The organism is Flexithrix dorotheae DSM 6795, from assembly GCF_000379765.1.
Taxonomy (GTDB): Bacteria; Bacteroidota; Bacteroidia; order Cytophagales; family Flammeovirgaceae; genus Flexithrix; species Flexithrix dorotheae.
In genome coordinates, this window is sequence record NZ_KB903431.1 from 1 (window position 1) to 22,325 (window position 22,325).

Sequence of the window (22,325 nt, forward strand, 5' to 3'; positions counted from 1 at the left end):
CAGGATTAAGGAGTGCTACAGTAAGTATAGACAATGATGATAATAATGAGGACCCTTACACTTTTGCGATTCAGGGAACAGGTTTAGAACCAGAGATCTTGGTAGAAGGGAGTTCCACAGAAATTGTATCTGGAGATGCCACTCCTTCGGCAGGAGATGATACAGATTTTGGATCGAGCTTAATAGCAGGAGGGATGGTAGTTAAAACCTTTACGATAGAAAACACAGGGAATTCGAATTTGAGTTTAACCGGAGCTCCTTTAGTATCGGTCAGTGGAGCAGGATCAGCAGATTTTTCAGTAACAAGGCTACCTGCTTCAATAATTAACAATGGAGATACTACCAGTTTTGAGATTACCTTTAATCCCTCAGTTTCAGGATTAAGGAGTGCTACAGTAAGTATTGCCAATGATGATAATGATGAGGACCCTTACACTTTTGCGATTCAGGGAACAGGTTTAGAACCAGAGATCTTGGTAGAGGGGAATTCTATAGAGATTGTATCCGGAGATGCCACTCCTTCGGCAGGAGATGACACAGATTTTGGCTCGAGCTTGATAGCAGGAGGGATGGTAGTTAAAACCTTTACGATAGAGAATACCGGGAATTCGAATTTGAGTTTAACTGGAGCACCCTTGGTGTCGATTAGTGGAGCAGGATCAGGAGATTTTACCGTAACAAGACTGCCTGCTCCCATAATTAACAATGGGGATACCTCCAGTTTTGAGATTACTTTTAATCCATCGTTGATAGGCACCATAGAGGCAACTGTAAGAATCGTTAATGATGATAATGATGAGGACCCTTACACTTTTGCCATTCAAGGAATTGGGTTGGAACCGGAGATGGTAATTAAAGGTAATTACACAGAAATTAATTCAGGACTGTTAATTCCCTCTAGTGGAAATGATACAGATTTTGGAAGTTCTCAAGTTGAAGGAGATAGTGTAGTAAGAACATTTAGTATTGAAAATATTGGCAATTCCTCTTTAACCTTAAATGGAACTCCTTTAGTGTCAATTAGTGGAGCAGGATCAGGAGATTTTACCGTAATAACATCTCCTGGTACTCCTTTGGCAAGTGGGGAAATTACAACTTTTCAAATCTCTTTTAACCCATCGGTACCAGGATTGAGAAGTGCTACAGTAAGTATAGACAACGATGATGATGATGAGGATCCTTACACTTTTGCGATTCAGGGAACAGGTTTAGAACCGGAAATTGTAGTTGAAGGAAATGGAGAGTCAATAATAACAGGTGATACCTTAACTTCCGCTCTGAATAACACAAACTTCGGAAATATTTTGGTGGCTGGCGATTCAATTATTAAAATTTTTAGTATTATAAATAATGGGAGTTCTTTGCTAAACTTAATAGATAATTCCCTTGTGGAAATTTCGGGTCCACATAGTGGAGATTTTTCCATAATCGTAAACCCTTTAAGTATTTTACTTCCAGGAGCTTCTACTGATTTCCAAATAAAATTCAAACCGTTAGCTCCGGGGGTGAGAAAAGCTACTATTTCTATAATTTCCAATGATAATGATGAGGGGATATTCGAGTTCTCAATTGAAGGAACTGGATTAGAACCAACTATTTCTGTAAAGGGTAATGGGAATTTGATACCCGATGGACAGATTTTTCCTGAAGTTCCCAATAATACATCCTTCCAAAATGCAATAATTGGCCAGGAAACAGTTCAAAAAACTTTTACAATAATAAATGAAGGAACCATAGACTTAAATTTATTAAATGACCCTAAGATTAAAATTTCAGGGGCAAATAGCAGTAGTTTTAAAATTTTAGGGGTGGTCAGCCCAGTAATTCCTTCTAAAGATAGCATTCAGTTTGAGGTTTTATTTGATCCACAAGAAGCAGGGTTAAATCAGGCCTCAATTACAGTGGAAAGCAATGTTTCTGAAAATCCAATTTATAACTTTAATATTGAAGGTTTTGGGGTAATTTCATATCCGGTTGCCCTGGATGATACAGTTAGTCTAGAAAAAAATAAGAACATTATCATTGATGTTCAGAAAAATGATACTCATCCGGGTAACTATAAGTTATCCACGCAAATACTTGATTTTCCTTCAAATGGGTTTACAAAAATAATAAATCAGGACAGTATATTATTCCAGCCTAATACAGATTATATTGGGCAGGATCAAATAGAATATTCCGTCTGTGATCAGTTTGGTTATTGTGATACTTCAATAGTATATATTCAGGTAATTGAGAATAATAAACCAGTTGCTTTTAATGATACTGTAGAAGTACTAGTGAATACTGCATTGGATATTTTTGTTTTAAATAATGATTTTGATCCAAGAAGCACTCCATTATTTACCACAGTTTTAACTGAACCGGTAAATGGGGATATTTCTCTAAATAATGATCAGTCTATAAATTATAATCCTAACAGGGGTGTGACAGGAAAAGATGCTTTTTCATACAAAGTATGTAATGAAGAAGGACTATGTGATACGGCATTTGTATATATAAGTATTTCTTCATTTAATCAGGAACCTATTGCAAATAATGATTCTGTGAGAATAAATCAAGATAACATTGTGTCTATTGCTGTTTTGGAAAATGACCTTAATCCAAATGGAGGTAACCTGAATCTATCCTTAGTTAGCCAACCAGGAAATGGGGAAGCTAATATTATAAATCAAAGTACTGTAAGTTTTGAACCTGCTAATGGGTTTTCAGGTACTGAAGTATTTAGTTATCAGATTTGTAATAATATTGGTTTGTGTGATACTGCTATTGTTTATGTTTTAATTGATGACCAAACTGCACCAATTGCAAATGCAGATATTTATAATACCATTACAGGAGCTACAATAGATTTTAATGTGCTGGATAATGATAATGATATTCAAAATAATATTGATGAGACTTCTGTACGAGTGATTCAGGAACCAAATCAAGGTGGATCAATTGTAAATTATGGAGACGGGTCATTTGCTTATAAATCTGCTAACTTTTTTGTAGGTAAGGAAACAATAGTATATGAAGTCTGTGATTTAACAGGTTTTTGTGATCAGGATACCGTATTTATTTTGGTAGAGGCACCAGAATCTGAGATTGTAAAAATTAGCCAGGGATTTTCCCCTAATGGTGATGGTATAAATGATATTTGGTTTATTGAAGGGTTACAATATTTCCCAAGAAACCATGTGAAGGTTTTTACCCGAGATGGAAATATTGTTTTTGAAGGGGAAGGATATGACAATGTCAAAGTTTTTTGGGATGGTATCCTTCAAAATAGCTTATCAATTGGGAATGGAAGGGCTAAAGAAGGAACTTACTTTTATTTGCTCGAACTGGGTAATGGAGAGCAACCTAAAAAGGGTTTTATTGAGGTAAAATATTAGCAAATGCAATAGGAATTTTAGGTAACTTATAGAATTTGGAATTTTATAAGTTGCCCAATGCTGTTTAGGAGTGGATTTTTTACACTTGTTTGAATTACAAATGTTAATAGCATTGTGGACAATAAAAATCTCACCGTTATAAGAGCAAAAATGACTAATTCAGAAACATGAGTTCTCCTAGAAAACTGCTTATTATTATATTAACACTTGTAACTAACCAATTGCTTGGACAGGTTGAGACTCAATTTACGCAATACATGTTCAATGAATTTGCAATCAATCCAGCATTTGCAGGTAGTGCAGAATCATTAAATCTAACCGGGTCCTACCGAACTCAATGGACAGGAGTTGAAGGAGCTCCCACCACGCAAACTTTTTCCGGACATACTCCACTTAACAATGAAAACATTGGTATTGGATTATTGGTTTTAAATGATCAGGTTGGAATCCACAAGACACTCAGAGTCCTTTCAGCCTATTCTTATAAAATAAAATTAGACAGAAATAGCTATCTTTCTCTGGGAGTACAGGCCGGTTTGGTGAATAAAAAATCTGAATATTCTAGTATTTCCTCAAGTTTACAAAATCAATTGGACCCAACCTTTTTAGGTGGGGACTACAACGAATTGATCCCCGAATTTGGAGGGGGATTATATTTCAACTCAAAAAAAGTTTTTGCCGGACTTTCCGTTCCAAATATTTCTGCAGGAACATTCAGAGATAATATTCATGGTTTTTTGTATTTGGGAGGAAAAATTGGAATTAATAAAGGTGTGGAATGGCAACCCAGTTTAATGGTTAAAGCTGTTGAAAACACGCCAATAAATGTAGATATCAATTCGAATATTATTTTTAATGAGGTGTTATGGCTTGGAGTATCCTTAAGGTCATTCAAATCCGTTAATTTTCTTGCTCAGGTTCAGGCAACTCCCCAATTAAGAATAGGATATTCCTATGATACTAACCCTATAGATTTAAACTCAATTAATGGTGGAGCTCATGAAATTGTATTGAATTTTAGGTTCACTTTTTTCAATCCACGTTTGGTAACGCCAAGACATTACTAAAATCCTAAACCATGAAAGCATTTAAGCCTTTTTTTCTATTCATTTTACTACATGCAATTTTTTTTAAGGGAAATTTATTCGCCCAGGAAAATATTGTTACAGGATTAAAAAGCGACCTTAAAAGGGCAAATACTTTCTTCCAAAATTATAACTATTCCGCTGCTCTTGATTTGTATCTTCAGATTTATTCTACGGAAGGAGGTGACGGAATAATGCAAAAAATTGCTGAATGCTATATCAAACAGAATAATCCAAGTGAAGCTATAATATGGTATAAAAAGATGGAAGAGTTTGGATTGAGCTTTCAGTATAAAGATAAATTAAATTATGCCCTGGCTTTATCTAGCAATGGTGATTATTCTAAAGCACAACAATGGTATGAAAGTTATGTGAAAGATCTTCCCAATACTATAGATAAGCAAGACCTTATGATGACAAAGAAAGATTTTGCATTATTATATAGGGATTCCATAAATTTTGATGTTGATTTTGCCGAAATAAATTCTGAGTACACCGATTTTAGCCCGACTTTTTATGACAATGGGTTAGTGTTTGTTTCTGGAAGGGAGAAAAAATTTGGGGTAAAAAATGTAAGTGGGGTAACTTCTAAAGGGTATCTTGAATTATTTTTTTCTGCCTTTTTCGAAAAGAACGCAGATGTTTTTCAAGATAGCCTTACAGAAGTAAAAAAGTTTCCGATCAAAAGTAAAATTAAATACCATGAGGGCCCAGTTGCATTTTTTCCAGGAGAGCAAAAGATGCTTTTTACTGCAAATCAGACCAAAGGGCCCGATGGCACACGTCATTTAAGTCTATTCATAGCAGAACTTAAAGGTAACAACTGGACTAATATTAAACCCCTGAAATTAAATAATCCGTCTTACAGTATTAGTCATCCATCCCTTTCCTCTGATGGAAAAACTTTGTTTTTTACTTCTGATATGCCAGGAGGGTTTGGTGGTTCGGATATTTATAAAAGTGAATTGAAAAATGGGGTTTGGTCAAAGCCACAAAATATTGGAGAAGATTTTAATTCAACAGGGGATGAAATGTTTCCATACTTATACAATGACTCCTTATTGTATTTTTCATCAAATGGACATGGAGGACTTGGTGGTTTGGATATTTTTAAAGGAAGGATTGACTCCAAGGACCCTGTTGAGATTAAAAATTTAGGATATCCCATTAATTCTATGGCAGATGATTTTGGTTTTATCTTAAACAAAATAGGTAATTTAGGTTACTTCTCTTCCAATAGAAAGGACGGAGGATTTAATGATGATATCTACAGGGTTTATGTCAATCTAAAAAATTACGGCCCACTTTATCCCTTAACGATAAAGGGAAATACTTTTTCACAGGAGTCTGCTTTTGATCAAGCTGAGCCAAAAGTATGTAAAAATGTAGATGTTCGTGTGGTAGATTTTTACACAATGGAACCTGTGGTTAATACAGTGACTGATGGCAAAGGAGGATTTAATCTTGAAATTCCCTACCCGGGAGATTTTTATTTGATTTGTAGTAGTGAAGAAGCAGGGTTTTACCAATCTGTAATAAATATTCCCAAAAAGACCGCCTACGATGAATATTTTCATATTGTATTTTTTAAGGACCAGATTGAGGATTTACTAAGCAAAAACAAAACTGAGTAGCCTAACCAATTTTATTATTGTATCTGTAATTTTTCTGTCTGATTGATCTTCCAAATTATACTTAAAATAGAAATGACCCACTATACGGTAAGCCTAAAACGTTCGTTCATTTTCAGGTGACCTATATCCATAGGAGAGGTAGATTACTACATAAAATTATTAATGAAACATTATTTTTTACATACTTTTTTGCTTGGGATACTTCTAATTTTGAATTGTAACATTGTGTTACAAGCTCAAAATGGAGAAGATTTATCCGTTCTATGTAAAATAATGGACACAAAAGGACAGCCTCTGGCTCAAGTTAACCTATCTATTGATGAAAGAAGTTTTGACCCTTCAGATGAAAATGGTTCAATTATTTTAAATCAATTTAATCCAGAAAGTAAACCTAAAAAAATATTTGCCTATAAAGAGGGAGTGGAGTTGGCTTCATGGGGAATGAGAAAGGGAAAGATAGAAATCATCATGAGGGAAAGCAAATATAAGTTATTAGAAGGTGAGGTTTTAGATTTGGAAGGCAACCCGATTATTAACCAAGAAATAATATTTTTAGGTAAAAAAAATGCGGCATCTTCAAAAACAGATCAAAATGGAAAATTTAAAATGATTCTGCCTGTAGAGACAGAATTGAATGAAGGCAGTGAGTTTTTAATTGAGGAGCATTCAATCTATCATAAGTATTTTGAGTACAGAGGAGTATATGATTTTAAACTAACAATCAAGAAAAATAGGGAGGAAAAGTACTTTGGAAAATTTTACAACGGGTTTGTTTTAGATAGTGCAAGGAGGCCCATACCAGATGTTCAATTGAATATAGGAGGTTATAATTACCTGACAAATGAATCTGGAAAATTTAAAGCTGTATTACTTGATAGTAAAGAAGGAGTCAAGGTAGAAGGATACAAAATTGTAAAACTGGATTCATCTTCAACTGAGAATAAAATTAATCTTATTTTAGAAAGGGACCCCAATTATGTTGATCTTGAAAAAAATAATTTGGGTGAAAATGGAGAAAATCTGTTTACCGGATTATTAGACATGCCCACTCTCAAAAGGTTGATTAATGATTCAACGAAGGTAAGTGATGATGTAAAATATTTATTGAGAGATTTAATATTGGAGGATGATCTTGAGGATATTGATGATGAAGAAAAAATTAATCAGGATTTAAATAAGGTTCTAAGTAAGTTAGAGGGAGGACATGAGCTTTCAAAAGATGAAAAGGATTCCTTAAAAATTCAACTTGCCAGATTGGAAAAACTGATCGAAGTGAAAAAAGTTGATTTTAAAGATTTTGAAGAAACTCAATCTTTAATAGAGAACCTAAAGGTATCACTACTTGAAAAAGAAGAGCGCCTTGCAATTATTGAAGATCAAAAAAAATTGGAACAAGCTGAGTTCCAAAGAAAGCTAACCATCATTTCGGGTATTACTGCATTTTTAGCCTTGTTGGTAGTCGTTTTTGTAATTTTAGCAAGGAAGTTGAAAAAACGAAAAAATGAGCTAACAATTTATAAATCTAAGTTAGAATTAACCATTGATGATTTAGAGGGAAAAAATTTAAAAATTACTGATAGTATCAGATATGCGCAAACAATTCAATATGCCATCTTACCGCAAGAGGAGTTAATGCGTAAACATTTTGATGATATATTTATTTTATATCGCCCGAAGGATATTGTTTCTGGTGATTTTTATTGGTTTGCAAATACCAAAAATGAGGAAAATAAAGAAATCACATTAATCGCAGCTGTGGACTGTACAGGACATGGAGTGCCAGGTGCATTTATGTCCCTCATCGGAAATACTATATTAAATGAAATTGTTGATAGGAGACTTACTTTAGAAACGGATCAGATTTTAGAAATTCTGAACAAAGAAATTATTTCAGCTTTGAAACAGGACGAAAAACAAAATGACGATGGTATGGATGTCTGTTTATGTAAGTTGGAAAAGGTTGATGAAAATATTACAAAAGTGAATTTTACAGGGGCCAAGCGTCCACTATATTATATTATTTCCAAAAACCGTTCTCTTAAATATTTGAAAGGAGACAATAAATCAATTGGAGGCCTACAAAAGAAAAATAGACAATTCACTTCAGAAAGTTTCTTTCTTCAAAAGGGGGATATTCTTTATTTATCTACAGACGGCTATGTGGATCAAAATAATTCAGAGAATATGAAAATTGGGAAAAGGAAATTTGCCGATCTACTTCAGGAGATTGTAATGCTTCCGTTAGAGGAACAAAAGCAAATTTTTGAGAAAACACTTGATGCTCACCAAAATGGACAGGAACAAAGGGATGACATTACAATAATTGGTATAAAAATTTAATTTTTCCAATTCCTTTTGTGACTTATAATAACCCATCTTTAATATTTTTTTAAAATTCAAATCTTTATTGTTCCATTAAATTTTTATTGCGATAATTTATCTTTTATTTTCTAAATTTAACCAGACAACAAACTACTTCAATTTTTTAAAACTCTGTTTGTGAAGGAATCGAAAATAAAAGTACTTATGCTTGGTTGGGAATATCCTCCCAAATTGACTGGTGGATTGGGACAAGCATGCTATGGAATTGCTTCTGCGTTGGCTGAAGCCGTTGATCTTACATTAATTATTCCGAAAAAAGAAGCAGCCTCCAGGTTATCCAATGGGGAATTAATTGGCCTAAATGAATTGGATTATGCTGATAGTTACAAAATAGAGAAAGAATATAAATATGAGTCATTCGCCAAAGTAAAATATGTACCTGCATATTTTGATATTTATCCAGTTTCAAACTCCAATGTTCCCATTGTAGAATATGAGGAGAAAGTTGTGGAAATGGAGACTAAAATTCCTCAAAAATCAAAACTCAAAGCAATTTTCAATGAAGAGGTAAATTATGGGAATAATATTAGAGAAAAAGTAATGGCCTATACAAAGGTGGTTGTTGAATTGGCCGAATCTATGGATTTTGATATTATTCATGCGCATGATTGGATTACCTTTCCAGCTGCAATGGAATTAAAACGCAGGTTCAACAAACCTTTTGTGGCCCATATACATTCTCTTGAGACTGACAGGGTAGGGGATTTCTCTAAATCTAAGGTTTATGAAATTGAGAAAAGTGCAATGGAAGCCGCAAATTATGTCTTCCCCGTAAGTTTATATACAAGGGATTGCATCCAAAAGTATTATCAGACTGACATTGAAAAAGTTTTTCCTATTCACAATGGTATTGACCAGCAGGTAAGTCTATTAAAGAAAAAGCGAAAAAAGAAAGCTGAATCGGGAATAAAAAAAATTCTCTTTTTGGGGAGGTTAACGCGCCAAAAGGGAGCAAGCTTTTTAGTAGAAACAGCCGTTCAGTTGCTTAGAAAATCGGATAATATTAAATTTTTAATTGCCGGAAATGGTGACCGGCTAAGAGAAATTATGCATTATGCTATTCAAAGAGGAGTAAGAGGCTATTTTGAATTTCATGGTTTTTTGGATAAGCAAAAGGTGCAGGAAATTATGCAGGAATCAGATATCTATTTTATGCCAAGTATTTCTGAACCGTTTGGTCTTTCTGCCCTGGAGGCGGCTCAAAATCAATTACCAGTTATTACCTCTAACCAGACAGGAGTAACGGAAGTTTTACCAAATGTGCTTAAGGCAGATTTTTGGGATACAGGAAAGTTTGCGAATTACCTTTATGCCTTGCTTAACTATAAGGGCTTAAAAAAAGACCTTGTAAAACTTAACAGTGAAAATATCTCGGAAATTACCTGGACAAAATCTGCGGAAGATATTCTCTTCTATTATGAGAAATTACTCAAATGAGCGAGTAAACTTCCATTTTAAATTTCATGAGTATATCCTTCTGCAAACACGATAATACCAACCTGGATTACTCCTATAATAAAACCAAGAACTGCACCGGCAAGCTCAATGAATTTCAACTCCTTTTTAATTACCGCCATCAATAAACTTTCTAATTTTTCATTGGAAAAATTGTTCACCCTGTCATGGACTATTTTTTCAATATCAATATTCTCCACTTTACCTGTCATCTGATTCATCAGCTTTGGAATTAACTCATCCAACATTTCAGCGAGTTTTCCTTTAAACTGGTCGATCATTTTATCATTAAGAAACATGGCAATCATTGGGTTGGAATCCTTGAACTTTGTCCTCAGATAACTATCCAGCTGAACCAAAATGGTTTCCTTAATTTTTTCCCTATTTTCACCATTATCCAATTTATCTGAAATCATTTTGGGTGAAAATAAATCTCTTGCCACAATTCTTCCTAACCTTTCAGCAAGTACTGGCTTTCTTTTAGGGAAAATTCCCTGAAGTTTAAATAATCCAAAATTTCTTTCCTCTCTCGGGTGAAATAACATCTTCAAAGCAACATAATTTGTAAACCAACCAATTGCTGCCGAAATAAAAGGAATTATGTATAATACCATCGTATTTTATAAACGCTTAATTCTAATCTGATTTTTGGATTGCAATAATAATCCATATCCTCAATATTGACAATTAGAATTTTCCAGGAAAATGGTATTTTTCCATTATCCCTTCTTATTTAGATTTATGCCACCATAATAATTTAGATCAATCTCTTTTTTCAATTTTACAAAATAAGATATTTGCCCGACATGGTAAGAAAAATGCTCGATTACATGAATAATAATACTGAGTTTTGTTTCTCTAAACCCTTGTACACCAACCTCCTGTATTAATTCTTCTACTGAAAGATGATTGATTACTTTTGAAACCTGGGACATCACTTTTTCCATGTTTTCTATTAATTCAGAGGCCGGAATGGGGCCTTTTTCATTAAATTCAGCAGAGCGATTCCTGGTATCCTCAAGTCCGCCAATCCCACTTAAAATATACTGGCTTACATTTCCACATAAATGCAATACAAGGTTTCCTACACTATTCGATTCCGAATTAGGTTTGAGCCAGATTTCCTCATCTGTGAGTAAACCAAGACACTTAATCAATCTAGGGACAGATTCTGAAAAAATCCTTCGTTTAAACTCTTCAATAATGTTTTGTAAAATGGCCTGGTTTAATGCATCGCTTTTCATGAGTGAATTGAATAGGGTAGAAGATAATTCATGATTTAACTTAAGGTAATTTCTAATTCCATGTAGCTACAGAATTTAAAATAATATACTTTAGAGTTTTTAATAAAAAAAGAGCTGTGAATAAATTAAATCCACAGCTCTTAGAAAAAATATTTTTTGAATTAGAAAAAAAGGAAGCTTACACTAATTAATCATCATCATCTTTTTTATCTGTTTTTTCCAACAATGGATCCGCAATAGAATCACGCATGGCTGTATCAGCCTGAATATTTTTCATCTTATAATAATCCATGATACCCAGTTGACCTTCCTTAAATGCATGGGCGATTGCCAAAGGAATATCGGCTTCTGCTTCGATTACCTTAGCCCTTGAAGCCTGAGATTTAGCTTTCATTTCCTGCTCTACAGCTACCGCCATAGCTCTTCTTTCTTCAGCTTTAGCTTCTGCTACCTTTAGATCCGCATTGGCCTGGTCAATTTGAAGCTTTGCCCCAATATTATCTCCAACATCAATGTCGGCAATATCAATAGATAGAATCTCGAAAGCCGTTCCAGAATCCAGACCTTTTTCCAAAACCAGTTTAGATATTTTATCTGGATTTTCCAATACATCTTTATGCGAAGTGGATGAACCAATTGAGGTCACAATTCCTTCACCAACCCTTGCCAAAATAGTATCTTCTCCGGCTCCCCCAACCAACTGGGCAATATTTGCTCTTACAGTTACCCTGGCCTGTGCTTTTAGTTGAATCCCATCCTGGGCAACAGCTGCTACAATAGGAGTATTAATTACCCTTGGGTTTACAGAAGTTTGAACGGCCTCAAATACATCCCTACCTGCCAAATCGATGGCGGCAGCCTGTTTAAAGGTAAGTTCTATATTGGCCTTGTCGGCAGAAATTAATGCCTTGATTACAGAAGGAACATGGCCACCTGCCAGGTAGTGTGTTTCCAAATCAGCTGTGGTTAAAACCAGACCGGCTTTTGTGGAATTTATTAATGATTCCACAATTACCCTTGGAGGGACTTTCCTCACCCTCATAAATACCAGCTGAAAAAGGCCAACATTTACCCCTGAAAAAATAGCAGTTATCCAAAGGTTTACAGGCACAAAATACATGAAGACAAAAAAGCCAACAATGATAAGCGCCAGGTAAATTAAAATAGTAAATTCCATTTTCTTAGTTTAAAAAGTAAGTAGATAATTTGATTATTTATAAAAAATCAAAGTCTGGAAAATCTTTAATAATTGAAAATCTAAAGTAATATTCTTTCAGGAATTATTATAATGTTTGTGTAATAAAGTTGGCATAAATTACATTCTTTTTCACATGTTTTCTGTTAAATTAATTTTGTGATTTTTTTTTCACTCAAAAATTAAAATTGGATACTGCTTCTCTCATCCTTCGGACCCTTTCCGGATCTGCAATAAGCAATTGATATTCTGTTTCTGGATTGGATTTCCCCAAAGAAATTGTGGGGTTCTTATATCGCATTTTACTTTCTTTTATGGTTTTTGCAGAAAAATGACATTCTGAAACTCCAGTTCCTTCAACAATTTCCAAAATATTATCTTCGTTTACCCCACCTCCAGGCATTATCGAAAGTTGATTCTTAGACTTTTCTACCAATTTAGCAATTAGTTCTTTTCCATCTAAGGCGGAGGATTGTTGGCCTGAAGTTAATATCCTTTTTATGCCTGTTTGCTTTAATTCCTCAAGCCCAACTTCAGGGTCTTTGCAAAGATCAAATGCCCTGTGGAAAGTAACAGGTAAGGGATAGGCCAATTCCACAATCTCTTTGGTTTTTTCTATATCAATACTGCCATCGGAATGAAGAAACCCGATTACCACTCCGTCTATACCCAGGTTTTTCCCTATTTCAATATCTCTTTTGATAATTTCAAATTCGATTTCAGAATACAGAAAATCACCAGGTCTTGGCCGAAAGATAACAAAAAGTTCCAATTCAAGATGCTTTCGAGCCATGGCTATAGTTCCATAACTAGGTGTGGTTCCTCCTTCAAATAAATTATCGCATAATTCCACTCGGTCTGCTCCACCTGATTGAGCCTGCATGGCCGACTCAACAGAATTGACACAAACCTCAATCTGGAAATTTTTCCCCATTTCTGTCTTTTATGTGTTTACGTTAGAATTTTAATAAAATATGTGTGTAAAGTCAGGAGTTAGTTTGTAGTCAGGTAGAATTTGCCCGAGTTTTTCATCAGGCAAATAAATTATTTATTTCACTAATTCCAGAGTTGCAAATCCGCTGGGGACATGAAAAACCTTCAGGTTCATGAAATCATAATATCGGTAATCTCCGGTTTTATCGTTCCGGTCATTTGTACATAGATTAATGCCAAGTTTTAAACCATTGGCAGGAGTTTTTCCAATTTCTTTCCACTTGATAGCTACCTCCACCTGGTACCCCTTATCAATATCGGTTGCCTGGTTTATGGTCCCATTAATTTTCACTGCAGTTTTGGCTTTTCCATTCCACTTGCTGTTGTATTGTCCTTTAGCATCCAGGCCTCTGTCATCAATAATTGCATTGAGAACATTAATGTGATAGGCAATATCATCCCCTTCCCAGCTCTTTGATTTGTCCAGGTTGGCATCAATCAAAAATTCAACTCCATCGTCCATATGCAGACCTTCCTGATCTCTTTTTTTCTTTAAAGCCTGAAGGTTGGAGTTTTTTACATTAAAAGCGATATACAGATTTTCTTCATCCCATTTTAGGGCAAATTCAGTTTTGTCTTTCCAGTAATAATCATTTGGTACATAGGAATACCATTTGGCATCTTCCCATTCTGTAAGCTCCCCATCAATTTCAATTTCCTGACTGGTAAAATTTGCACTAAGTACAGCACTATGATATTTTACAAGTTTTTCAATTGCGTTCACCACTTGCAGTTCAGTCCGGCCTCCCTGTTTTCTGGCATTTTGCAAGATTTCCATGTGGTCATCAAATTGACCAATACCTGGTTTAAACCCTGGTTGCATTACCTCAAGACCAATTTTGGCGATCCTGGAAAGGTTAGCCGATATTTCCTCCATTTCTTTTAAAGCCGGAGCTTTTACAATAATCTTTTCCAAAGCGGCATGGTTGTTTGCCCAAAGGCTAAGCCATTTTTTTATTTCTTCCACCTCTGCTTTTGATGGCTCATAAAGAAAAGTATTCACCAGTTTATTAAATTTTCTGGCTGCCGGAGCATCTGCATTGGCAGCATCAGCAGTGAGGGTAAATGGCGAATAACTTTGATACATAGTACCTCCAGGGTTCCTTGTATAAACTTTTAAGGGTTCAATCACTTCAATTAAATTTTTCAGTGATTCAGTGTCATTTCCCCTGGTTAAATTCCGCATAATGATCTCTCTGGAGGTAATGTGTTTTAATCCTAATTCCTCCAATTGCCTGCCTACTACTTCCATTCTTTTATACATGGACTCCACATCCTTTACATTTGCTGGTGACCAAAATCGCTCAGCAATCGCTGCTGATCTTGGCCAGATTCTGGAATCCACCGTAAGCTGGGTTACCAGTTCTCCCCACTGGGTAGCTTCGCCTCCCAAAATATTATCCTTAACTTCTTCGGTTAAATTATTTCCCTCTGGTAAGGGATCATTCAGGTAATGGTGCCATGCCGGATGCATCAGGTCTATATAATAACCATTCGATAAGATAGCTTTGTAACCTTTTTGGGCTGCTTCATACAATGATTCCTTTCCTCTCCAGGAATGAATAATAGCATTTTTGGGCAGGTCTGGTTGAAGAATTTCGTCCCAACCTACCATTTTCTTCCCCAGTGGCGTAAGAATTTCTAAAAGTCTATTATTGAAATAACCCTGCAATTCATGATTATCCTTTAATCCCTTTTCTTTCATGAATTTTTGAATATCGGCATTATTATCCCAGTCATGACCTTCATTTTCATCTCCTCCTATATGAAAATATTCATCGGGAAACAAAGGAGCCATTTCCTGGAAAAGATTGGTAAGGAATTCATAAGTTTTTTCATTTGTGGGATCCAGAGTTGGATCAAATATTCCTGCATTTCTTTCAATTACATATGGTCCTGGAGCGCTTCCTAATTCCGGATAACCTACAAGAATAGCAGTAGCATGGCCAGGTACATCAAATTCCGGCATCACTCTTATTCCCCTTTCACCGGCATATTTTACAATATCTTTTATTTCCTGTTGGGTATAATAATTGCCATCGGATCCCAATTCATGCAATTTGGGATAAACTTTGCTTTCAACCCTAAAGCCCTGATTATCACATAAGTGGAAATGTAAAACATTCATTTTAACAGCCGACATCGCATCGAGATTTCTTTTTATTACCTCTACAGGCAGAAAATGTCTTGCCGGATCCATCATTATTCCCCTCCAGGCAAATCTTGGCTCATCAATGATCTCGATAGCCGGGAAATAAAATCCCAACTCATCTACTGCCAGTAATTGCAAAAGGGTTTCCAACCCATGCATGGCTCCAAAATCTGTCCCTGCTTCTAAACTGATTTTTTGAGCGGTAACTGTAAGTTTATAGGATTCATTTTCAAAAAGCTTTAATTCTCCATTTTGCTTGGCAGATATTACCAGTGACGCATCTTGCTTATTGTCATTTTCGGATAAAAATCCCTGTTTAAAAAACATTCCTGTTCTGCCATCAAGTCTTCTTAAAAATCTGGTAGTTGCGGCATATAATTTTTGCTGTCCTTTAGAATTTTGAAAAGAAACCGTAAAAGATTTGTCAATCCTGAATTTTCCATTTTGCAGGGTAGCATTAGCAGGGTAAGGCATCAGATTCAATGATTCATGAACCTGGGAAGAAACCGAAAAATGTAATAATACCAGTATTAAAACTGTGAAAAAGCTTTTTTTCATGGAGTTAATTTAAATGTGTTTAAAATGTTTTAAAGAAGGCGGATAATTTATTTCTTCCCTCAATATTTCATTTTATGGTTAGCATCTTTTAGAATTTTAGTTTTTGGGTCTTTTACGGCATAGTTAAATCCATTATAGATGCTATAAGCTCCGTAATCCCCAGCTTTATTTAAAGCTAAAAATCCTACTTGAATGTCTTTCAGGTTTTTATGTCTTGACATGATTCTTTCAACTGCAATTTTGCAGGCTTCTTCAGGACTTTTTCCATTCCTCATATTTTCAACCACAATGGCACTGCCGGCAATTTTGATAACTTCTTCACCTACACCAGTGGCTACAGCTCCTCCAATTTCATTATCCACAAATAGGCCAGCTCCAATTAAGGGTGAATCTCCAACCCTTCCATGAATTTTATAAGCCATCCCACTGGTGGTACAGGCACCAGAAATGTCCCCATTTTTATCTAAAGCCAACATTCCAATAGTATCGTGGTTTTCGATATTCACAATTGGTTTGTATTTAGCTTCTTTCAGCCATTTTTTCCAGGCGGCTTCGGACTCTGGTGTAAGTAAATTTTCCTTTTTAAAACCCTGAGAAAGGGCAAATTGAAAAGCTCCTTCTCCTACCAGCATCACGTGAGGGGTTTCTTCCATTACCTTTCTGGCTACAGCAATGGGACTTTTGATGTGTTCCAAAAATGCCACTGAACCGCAATTTCCCAACTCGTCCATAATGCAGGCATCCAGGGTTACTTTCCCTTCTCTGTCAGGCAGGCCTCCATAGCCCACACTGGTTTCCTTCGGGTCAGATTCAGGTACCTGAACTCCTGCTTCTACTGCATCGAGGGCTCTGCCTCCGGTTTCCAATATTTTCCAGGCAGCTTCATTGGCAGCCATCCCAAAGTTCCAGGTGCTGACCACCACCGGTTTATTGATTTCGATATTTGATTTGGAAAATGAATTTAGGGGATACTGAGTCCCTAATACTGTTGCACCTAAAGTTGCGGTTTGAATAAATTTTCGTCTTCCTTTTTTTTGCATAGAAGATTATTGTTAATAAGAAATTGTAACTCTTTGTAAAAATTATCTGCTTATGTAATTTCTCCCTCTGCAGGGATACAGCCCAAAAGACTGAATTAAAAATTTGCCCACTTCACATCTTGCCAGGCAAAGAAGCAATTCACTTATTTGTTGTAAGAAGAGAAACAAGGGAGGTTTTTACAGAAAATTCCTCCCTTTCTTAAGAATCTAAATCGATTAAAACAAATATCTCTTAAAAGCCTCCATCGCCTCGTATTCTGCCATTCCCAACTGATTGTAAAGTTCTGCAGTTTTTCTGTTTCTGTCCTCAGCCCTTTGCCAGAATTCTCTGGTATCCGAACCGGGGAATAAAGGCCTGTCCTTTTGAGACTGATGCTTAAATACGGCTCTCCTTTTTCTCAACAATTCTTCAGGACTAATAGGCACTGCCATTTCAATATCTTCTACATCCCATTCGGCCCATGCTCCTCTGTACAACCAAACCCAGCAGTCTTTTGTCCAGGCTTCTTTTTTCAGTCGGTCTAATGCCCTGAATATGGCTTCCAAACAAACTCTGTGGGTACCATGAGGATCTGATAAATCTCCGGCAGCATATATTTGATGGGGCTTTATTTCCTGTAGCAAGTCAATAATGACCTGGATATCTTCTTCACCCAATGGCTTTTTCTTAACCAGGCCTGTTTCATAAAATGGCATGTCAAGGAAATGCGCTTTTTTGTCGCTTAAGCCTACAAACCGGCAACCAGCTTTGGCTTCTCCTCTTCGGATTAATCCCTTTATTTTTTGAACCTCAGGGGAATCAATATCACCGGGTTTTTTAGCTTTGATGTCGTCTACCACTTTCGAAAGTAACTGCCCCGCATTTTCTTCCTCAAAATTAAAGGCATCACTATAATCTCTCACGAAATCAGCAAATCTGACTACATCATCATCAAAAACCGCAATGTTCCCTGAAGTTTGGTAAGCTACATGCACATCGTGGCCCTGGTCAACCAGCCTGATAAAGGTTCCTCCCATAGAAATCACATCATCATCCGGGTGTGGACTGAAGATCACCACTTTTTTCTTATCGGGTTTAGCCCGCTCTGGTCGGTAGGTATCATCCGCATTGGGTTTCCCACCAGGCCAGCCGGTAATGGTATGTTGCAATTCGTTGAAGATCCGAATATTGATTTCGTAAGCATTCCCATGGCTGGCAATTAAATCGCTCAGGCCATTATCATTATAATCCCTGTCAGTTAATTTAAGAATTGGTTTTTTAACTCTCTGGCACAACCAAAGTACAGCCCTTTTGGCCAATAAACTGTCAAACTCACAAACCTCCACCAACCAGGGCGTTTTCACTCTCGTAAGGTCGGCAGATGCAGGTTCATCCAGAATTACCGTTGTATTTGGATGATTTTGCAGGTAAGTTGCGGGTACATGATCAGAGATTTTTCCCTCAATAGTTTTTTGAATAATGGAAGATTTGCCTTCCCCCCAGGCCATTAGAATAATTCTTCTGGCGTTCATAATGGTACCTACACCCATAGTAATTGCCCTTCTGGGTACATTTTCTTCAGCGAAAAAATCACTGGCAGCATCTATTCTTGTAATGGAGTCCAGCGTAATCATCCTTGTTTTGGAATGAATGCCTGAACCTGGTTCGTTAAATCCAATATGGCCGGTTCGACCAATGCCCAAAATTTGCAAATCTATTCCACCGTAGTACTGGATTTTTTCTTCATATTTCCTGCAAAAGGAATGAACCTTGTCCAGGGAAAGTGTACCATCAGGAATATGGATGTTTTCTTTCAGAATATCTACATGGTCGAATAAATATTCATTCATAAACCGCACGTAGCTCTGAAGTGCCTCTGGCTGAATAGGGTAATATTCATCCAGGTTGAAGGTAATTACGTTGCGGAAGCTGAGTCCCTCTTCCTTGTGCATTCTCACTAGTTCCCCGTAAACCCTTGTAGGAGAAGAACCTGTAGCTAGTCCCAGCACACATTTTTCTCCTTTACTGCTTTTCTTTCTTATTAATTCGGCAATTTCCTGAGCAATAGCTACAGAAGCAGAAACAGAATCTGCAAAAATCTCTGTATGGATTCTTTCAAATTTTCTGTTTTCAATGGCGCCAATTTCTTTGTGTTGAATTAAACTCATGGTAATGGTTAGAAAATTTTAAGTATTCAATTAAATAAATTTCTCGCTTGAAAAGCCTTCGGATTTATTTTTTCCCAAGGACCTACAAACTAAAATCAGGTTCAGGTATTTGATTGAAGAATCACACTGCAAATAATTACTATATTTTTTTAAAATATAAATAGGAGGAAGCCAAAGCTTCCTCCAAGATTGATAGTTAAATAAATAGGGAAAAGATTTTAAAATAATTCATACACTAAATCATGTCTTTTCTTCCTGCCTTGTATCCTTTTATCCCATAAAATACAAGATACAAATAACAAAATATAGGAACAATAAAAGAATTATGAACCCCAATGGAATCAGCGAGTAAACCCTGAATTGGTGGAATTAACGCTGCGCCCAAAATAGCCATTACCAGCAAAGAAGATCCCTGACTTTTATATTTCCCCAGACCTTCAATGGCTAGGGTGAAAATATTTGACCACATAATGGAATTGAATAATCCAATGCCGATTACCGACCAAAAGGCCATTTTTCCATCTGTAGAAAGGGTAATGACTAGCAATATAATATTTACAAAAGCAAAAACAGCCAGTGTTCTGCTTGCAATTGATTTTCCAAAAACAAAGGCCAATAAATTAATCGCAACAAAAATTAAAAATGGAGTTACGGTAGAAAATTCAAGTGTAAAACCACTTTTAAAATAAGCACCAAAATAAATGACCCCAAAAGAAGCAATGGAAACTATAGCCATTAGCCCCAGCTTTTTGGCACCATCAGCCATTTTACTCAGGGAAATTGCTCCCAGAAATCTCCCTATCATTGCTCCTCCCCAATAAAAGGCAAGGAAAATATCTCCTTCTGATTTATCCAGCCCCATAATCTCTTCAAGACCGAAGAAGTTGATTAAAATACTGCCTATAGTTACTTCTCCTCCCACATAACAGAATATGGCAAACATCCCGAAAATCAAATGTGGATATTTTAGTGCTCCTGCTCCTTTTACCCCTGCATCTTCACTGGTAAATTTTGGTAAATTGGTTGCTTTAATTAATAAAGCCAAAAGGAAGAAGGTAAAGGCAAAAACCAGGTAAGGAATTTTCACCGAGTCAGCAGAAAGTTCTCCGTCCCGGGCGAAGTATTCGAAAACCAGAAAGCCTCCAATCAACGGGGCAATTGTGGTTCCGAAAGAGTTAAAACCCTGAGATAAATTGAGCCTGCTGGAGGCCGTCTCCTCAGTTCCTAAAATAGAGACATATGGATTGGCTGCTATTTGAAGGAGAGTAAACCCAATGCCTAAAAGAAAAAGTGCACTTAAAAAGAAACCATAAATTTTTAGTTCTGCTGCCGGGTAAAATAGTGCACAACTGAACCCTGAGATTAAAAGACCTGCTATTATTCCGTTTTTATATCCAATTTTGGTAATGGGGTCCCCGCTGCTGGCTGAGATTGCAAAATAAATAAGGGAGCCAATAAAATATGCTCCAAAAAAAGCAAACTGAACCAACATCGCCTGAAAATAAGTAAGGGTAAATACATCCTTCAGGTAAGGAATAAGGATATCATTCATACAGGTAATGAAGCCCCACATGAAGAATAAAGAGGTTAATACGATTAATGCAGTGGTGTAATTCGGATTTCCACTCGAAGTTTTTTCTACTACAATCTTACTATCACCTAATGCTGAATTTCCTGCCATTTGTTTAGTTAATTAATTGAAGATTTTAAATTTCCTCTAATTTCAGTATTAAATTAAAATTATCTAACCATGTGCTGAAAATATATGCAGTTTGATCGGTTTATTATTTCCTGATTTATGAACCAGAAAAGTTTTTTTATTTAATAATCAAACAGACAAGCGAATGGCTTGTCTGTTTGAACTTTTTGGTAATAAGCACGCAATGAAATTTAATGTGTATTGTTAAACCTTGGTTAGGTTAAAAGTCTGTAACGTTTTCTTAATAATCTGGTAAAAAACAGGCTAAAGTTTGCATGTTTTTGCAGGTTATTAACTCAAAGCTATAAAAGTGGGTGGATTATTCCAATTATAAATGGAGGAAATATTCAAGAAATGCCTGATTTTTATGAATTCTCTTGAGCAGGTTGCATGATTATGCCAAAAATGCTCAAAAAAATCCTCAATTTGAGTAGATTTGAAAAGTGGGAACGTTTCCAAAATTGAATTTTCTGGCAAATCACGTATGCATTTGCCGAAATATTGCAAGATTAGCCCAATAAGGTTATAGGCTGGTTTGCTGAGCATTATAACACCTCCACACCCGATTTTTTATAATTCTCCAACCGACTGTCGTTGGGATCGAGCTCGGTTACGATGGTATTAATTTTATTAATTCCTTCTACTTTAAATGGCTGAAGGGTGTCCAGTTTATCGGAAATGGCAAGGGATACCACATGATTTGCAGATTGGGCAATGGCTCTTTTTACCTGGGCTTCTTCTCTGTCAATTTCGGTAATACCTCGGCTGTGATGAATGCTTCTGGTGCCTAAAAAACAAATATCTGCCTGAATTTCACTTAAAGAATTGATGACATCCAAACCAATACTTACCAAAGCGTTTTTAATTACTTTCCCCCCAATAAATACTATTTCAATGTTTGGGTGCTCGGCCAGCTGAGTGGCCACTGGCAGGCAATTGGTAAAAAATGTGGCTTTCAAATCCTGGGGAAGTAATCTTACTAATTCAAGGTTGGTGGTTCCGCCATCTATCAGTACCACCTGATCGTCTTTTATGAGGGGAATGGCTTTTTTAACGATGGCAATTTTTTCTTCATGTGCATAAACTTCCCGATCTTTATAGCTAAAAGGAATGTAAGAGCTGGCCATAGCTCCACCATGCACTTTTCGGATCTTCCCCGTGTCAGATAATTCCTTCAGGTCCCTGCGAATAGTGTCTTCAGAAACATTCAGCTGAATACTTAAATCAGAAGATTTAACCTTGTTATAGGCCCTAATTTCGTCTAATATATAGTTTAGTCTTTCTTCTTTTAGCATATTAATAAAGGATATAGGGATAGTTGCTTGATAATTCTACAATTCTAGGAATAAATTTGCGGATT

The 22,325-nt window shown here is 36.0% G+C and carries 14 protein-coding genes; 5 read left to right on the top strand and 9 right to left on the bottom strand.

Features of this window, described 5'->3' with window-relative positions; genetic code table 11:
- The 5 genes from A3EM_RS41455 to A3EM_RS0103910 all read left to right on the top strand — a co-directional run.
- A partial coding sequence (locus A3EM_RS41455; protein ID WP_044237447.1) for a choice-of-anchor D domain-containing protein occupies positions 1-3,380 on the top strand: 3,380 nt, incomplete at its 5' end.
- Positions 3,381-3,547: 167 nt separating this feature from the next.
- The gene (locus tag A3EM_RS0103895) at positions 3,548-4,447 is read left to right on the top strand and encodes a PorP/SprF family type IX secretion system membrane protein (protein WP_083925169.1); all 900 of its coding nucleotides are present in this window, start codon (positions 3,548-3,550) and stop codon (positions 4,445-4,447) included.
- 11 nt (positions 4,448-4,458) lie between these two features.
- Complete coding sequence (locus A3EM_RS0103900) at positions 4,459-6,099, top strand: PD40 domain-containing protein (protein WP_020526860.1); 1,641 nt, start codon at positions 4,459-4,461, stop codon at positions 6,097-6,099.
- 273 nt (positions 6,100-6,372) lie between these two features.
- Positions 6,373-8,439 carry a PP2C family protein-serine/threonine phosphatase gene (locus tag A3EM_RS0103905; RefSeq protein WP_020526861.1) on the top strand — a complete coding sequence of 689 codons (2,067 nt, stop codon included), beginning with the start codon at positions 6,373-6,375 and terminating at the stop codon, positions 8,437-8,439.
- A 159-nt stretch (positions 8,440-8,598) separates the two neighbouring features.
- On the top strand, positions 8,599-9,918 hold the full coding sequence (locus A3EM_RS0103910) for a glycosyltransferase (RefSeq protein WP_020526862.1): 1,320 nt from the start codon (positions 8,599-8,601) through the stop codon (positions 9,916-9,918).
- A 17-nt stretch (positions 9,919-9,935) separates the two neighbouring features.
- Here the strand turns inward: A3EM_RS0103910 and A3EM_RS0103915 are convergent, their stop codons facing one another.
- The 9 genes from A3EM_RS0103915 to A3EM_RS0103960 form a co-directional block, all read right to left on the bottom strand.
- Complete coding sequence (locus tag A3EM_RS0103915; RefSeq protein WP_020526863.1) at positions 9,936-10,550, bottom strand: DUF445 domain-containing protein; 615 nt, start codon at positions 10,548-10,550, stop codon at positions 9,936-9,938.
- A gap of 105 nt (positions 10,551-10,655) precedes the next feature.
- Positions 10,656-11,180, bottom strand: a complete 525-nt coding sequence (locus A3EM_RS0103920; RefSeq protein ID WP_020526864.1) for a DinB family protein — start codon at positions 11,178-11,180, stop codon at positions 10,656-10,658.
- 187 nt (positions 11,181-11,367) lie between these two features.
- Positions 11,368-12,357 (bottom strand): flotillin-like protein FloA, encoded by a 990-nt coding sequence (floA, locus tag A3EM_RS0103925; RefSeq protein ID WP_020526865.1) that lies wholly within the window; start codon positions 12,355-12,357, stop codon positions 11,368-11,370.
- A 193-nt stretch (positions 12,358-12,550) separates the two neighbouring features.
- Entirely contained in the window at positions 12,551-13,309 is a 759-nt protein-coding gene (locus tag A3EM_RS0103930; RefSeq protein WP_020526866.1) for a copper homeostasis protein CutC, read from the bottom strand.
- 114 nt (positions 13,310-13,423) lie between these two features.
- Positions 13,424-16,078 (bottom strand): family 20 glycosylhydrolase, encoded by a 2,655-nt coding sequence (locus A3EM_RS0103935; protein WP_020526867.1) that lies wholly within the window; start codon positions 16,076-16,078, stop codon positions 13,424-13,426.
- Between the two features lie 59 nt (positions 16,079-16,137).
- Positions 16,138-17,118: a glycosylasparaginase gene (locus A3EM_RS0103940; RefSeq protein WP_020526868.1), complete on the bottom strand. Its 981-nt coding sequence runs from the start codon at positions 17,116-17,118 to the stop codon at positions 16,138-16,140.
- 216 nt (positions 17,119-17,334) lie between these two features.
- Positions 17,335-19,266 carry a glucosamine-6-phosphate deaminase gene (gene nagB / locus A3EM_RS0103945; protein WP_020526869.1) on the bottom strand — a complete coding sequence of 644 codons (1,932 nt, stop codon included), beginning with the start codon at positions 19,264-19,266 and terminating at the stop codon, positions 17,335-17,337.
- Positions 19,267-19,501: 235 nt separating this feature from the next.
- Positions 19,502-20,947 carry a sugar MFS transporter gene (locus A3EM_RS0103950; RefSeq protein ID WP_020526870.1) on the bottom strand — a complete coding sequence of 482 codons (1,446 nt, stop codon included), beginning with the start codon at positions 20,945-20,947 and terminating at the stop codon, positions 19,502-19,504.
- 563 nt (positions 20,948-21,510) lie between these two features.
- The gene (locus A3EM_RS0103960; protein ID WP_020526872.1) at positions 21,511-22,260 is read right to left on the bottom strand and encodes a DeoR/GlpR family DNA-binding transcription regulator; all 750 of its coding nucleotides are present in this window, start codon (positions 22,258-22,260) and stop codon (positions 21,511-21,513) included.
- Positions 22,261-22,325: the final 65 nt, after the last annotated feature.

Bases quoted from the DNA above. Each gene is read 5' to 3' on its own strand.
- A3EM_RS0103940 (WP_020526868.1), bottom strand. From the start codon at position 17,118: ATGCAAAAAAAAGGAAGACGAAAATTTATTCAAACCGCAACTTTAGGT.
- A3EM_RS0103960 (WP_020526872.1), bottom strand. From the start codon at position 22,260: ATGCTAAAAGAAGAAAGACTAAACTATATATTAGACGAAATTAGGGCC.
- A3EM_RS0103920 (WP_020526864.1), bottom strand. From the start codon at position 11,180: ATGAAAAGCGATGCATTAAACCAGGCCATTTTACAAAACATTATTGAA.
- A3EM_RS0103900 (WP_020526860.1), top strand. From the start codon at position 4,459: ATGAAAGCATTTAAGCCTTTTTTTCTATTCATTTTACTACATGCAATT.
- A3EM_RS0103935 (WP_020526867.1), bottom strand. From the start codon at position 16,078: ATGAAAAAAAGCTTTTTCACAGTTTTAATACTGGTATTATTACATTTT.
- A3EM_RS0103930 (WP_020526866.1), bottom strand. From the start codon at position 13,309: ATGGGGAAAAATTTCCAGATTGAGGTTTGTGTCAATTCTGTTGAGTCG.
- floA (WP_020526865.1), bottom strand. From the start codon at position 12,357: ATGGAATTTACTATTTTAATTTACCTGGCGCTTATCATTGTTGGCTTT.
- nagB (WP_020526869.1), bottom strand. From the start codon at position 19,266: ATGAGTTTAATTCAACACAAAGAAATTGGCGCCATTGAAAACAGAAAA.
- A3EM_RS0103905 (WP_020526861.1), top strand. From the start codon at position 6,373: ATGGACACAAAAGGACAGCCTCTGGCTCAAGTTAACCTATCTATTGAT.
- A3EM_RS0103915 (WP_020526863.1), bottom strand. From the start codon at position 10,550: ATGGTATTATACATAATTCCTTTTATTTCGGCAGCAATTGGTTGGTTT.
- A3EM_RS0103895 (WP_083925169.1), top strand. From the start codon at position 3,548: ATGAGTTCTCCTAGAAAACTGCTTATTATTATATTAACACTTGTAACT.
- A3EM_RS0103950 (WP_020526870.1), bottom strand. From the start codon at position 20,947: ATGGCAGGAAATTCAGCATTAGGTGATAGTAAGATTGTAGTAGAAAAA.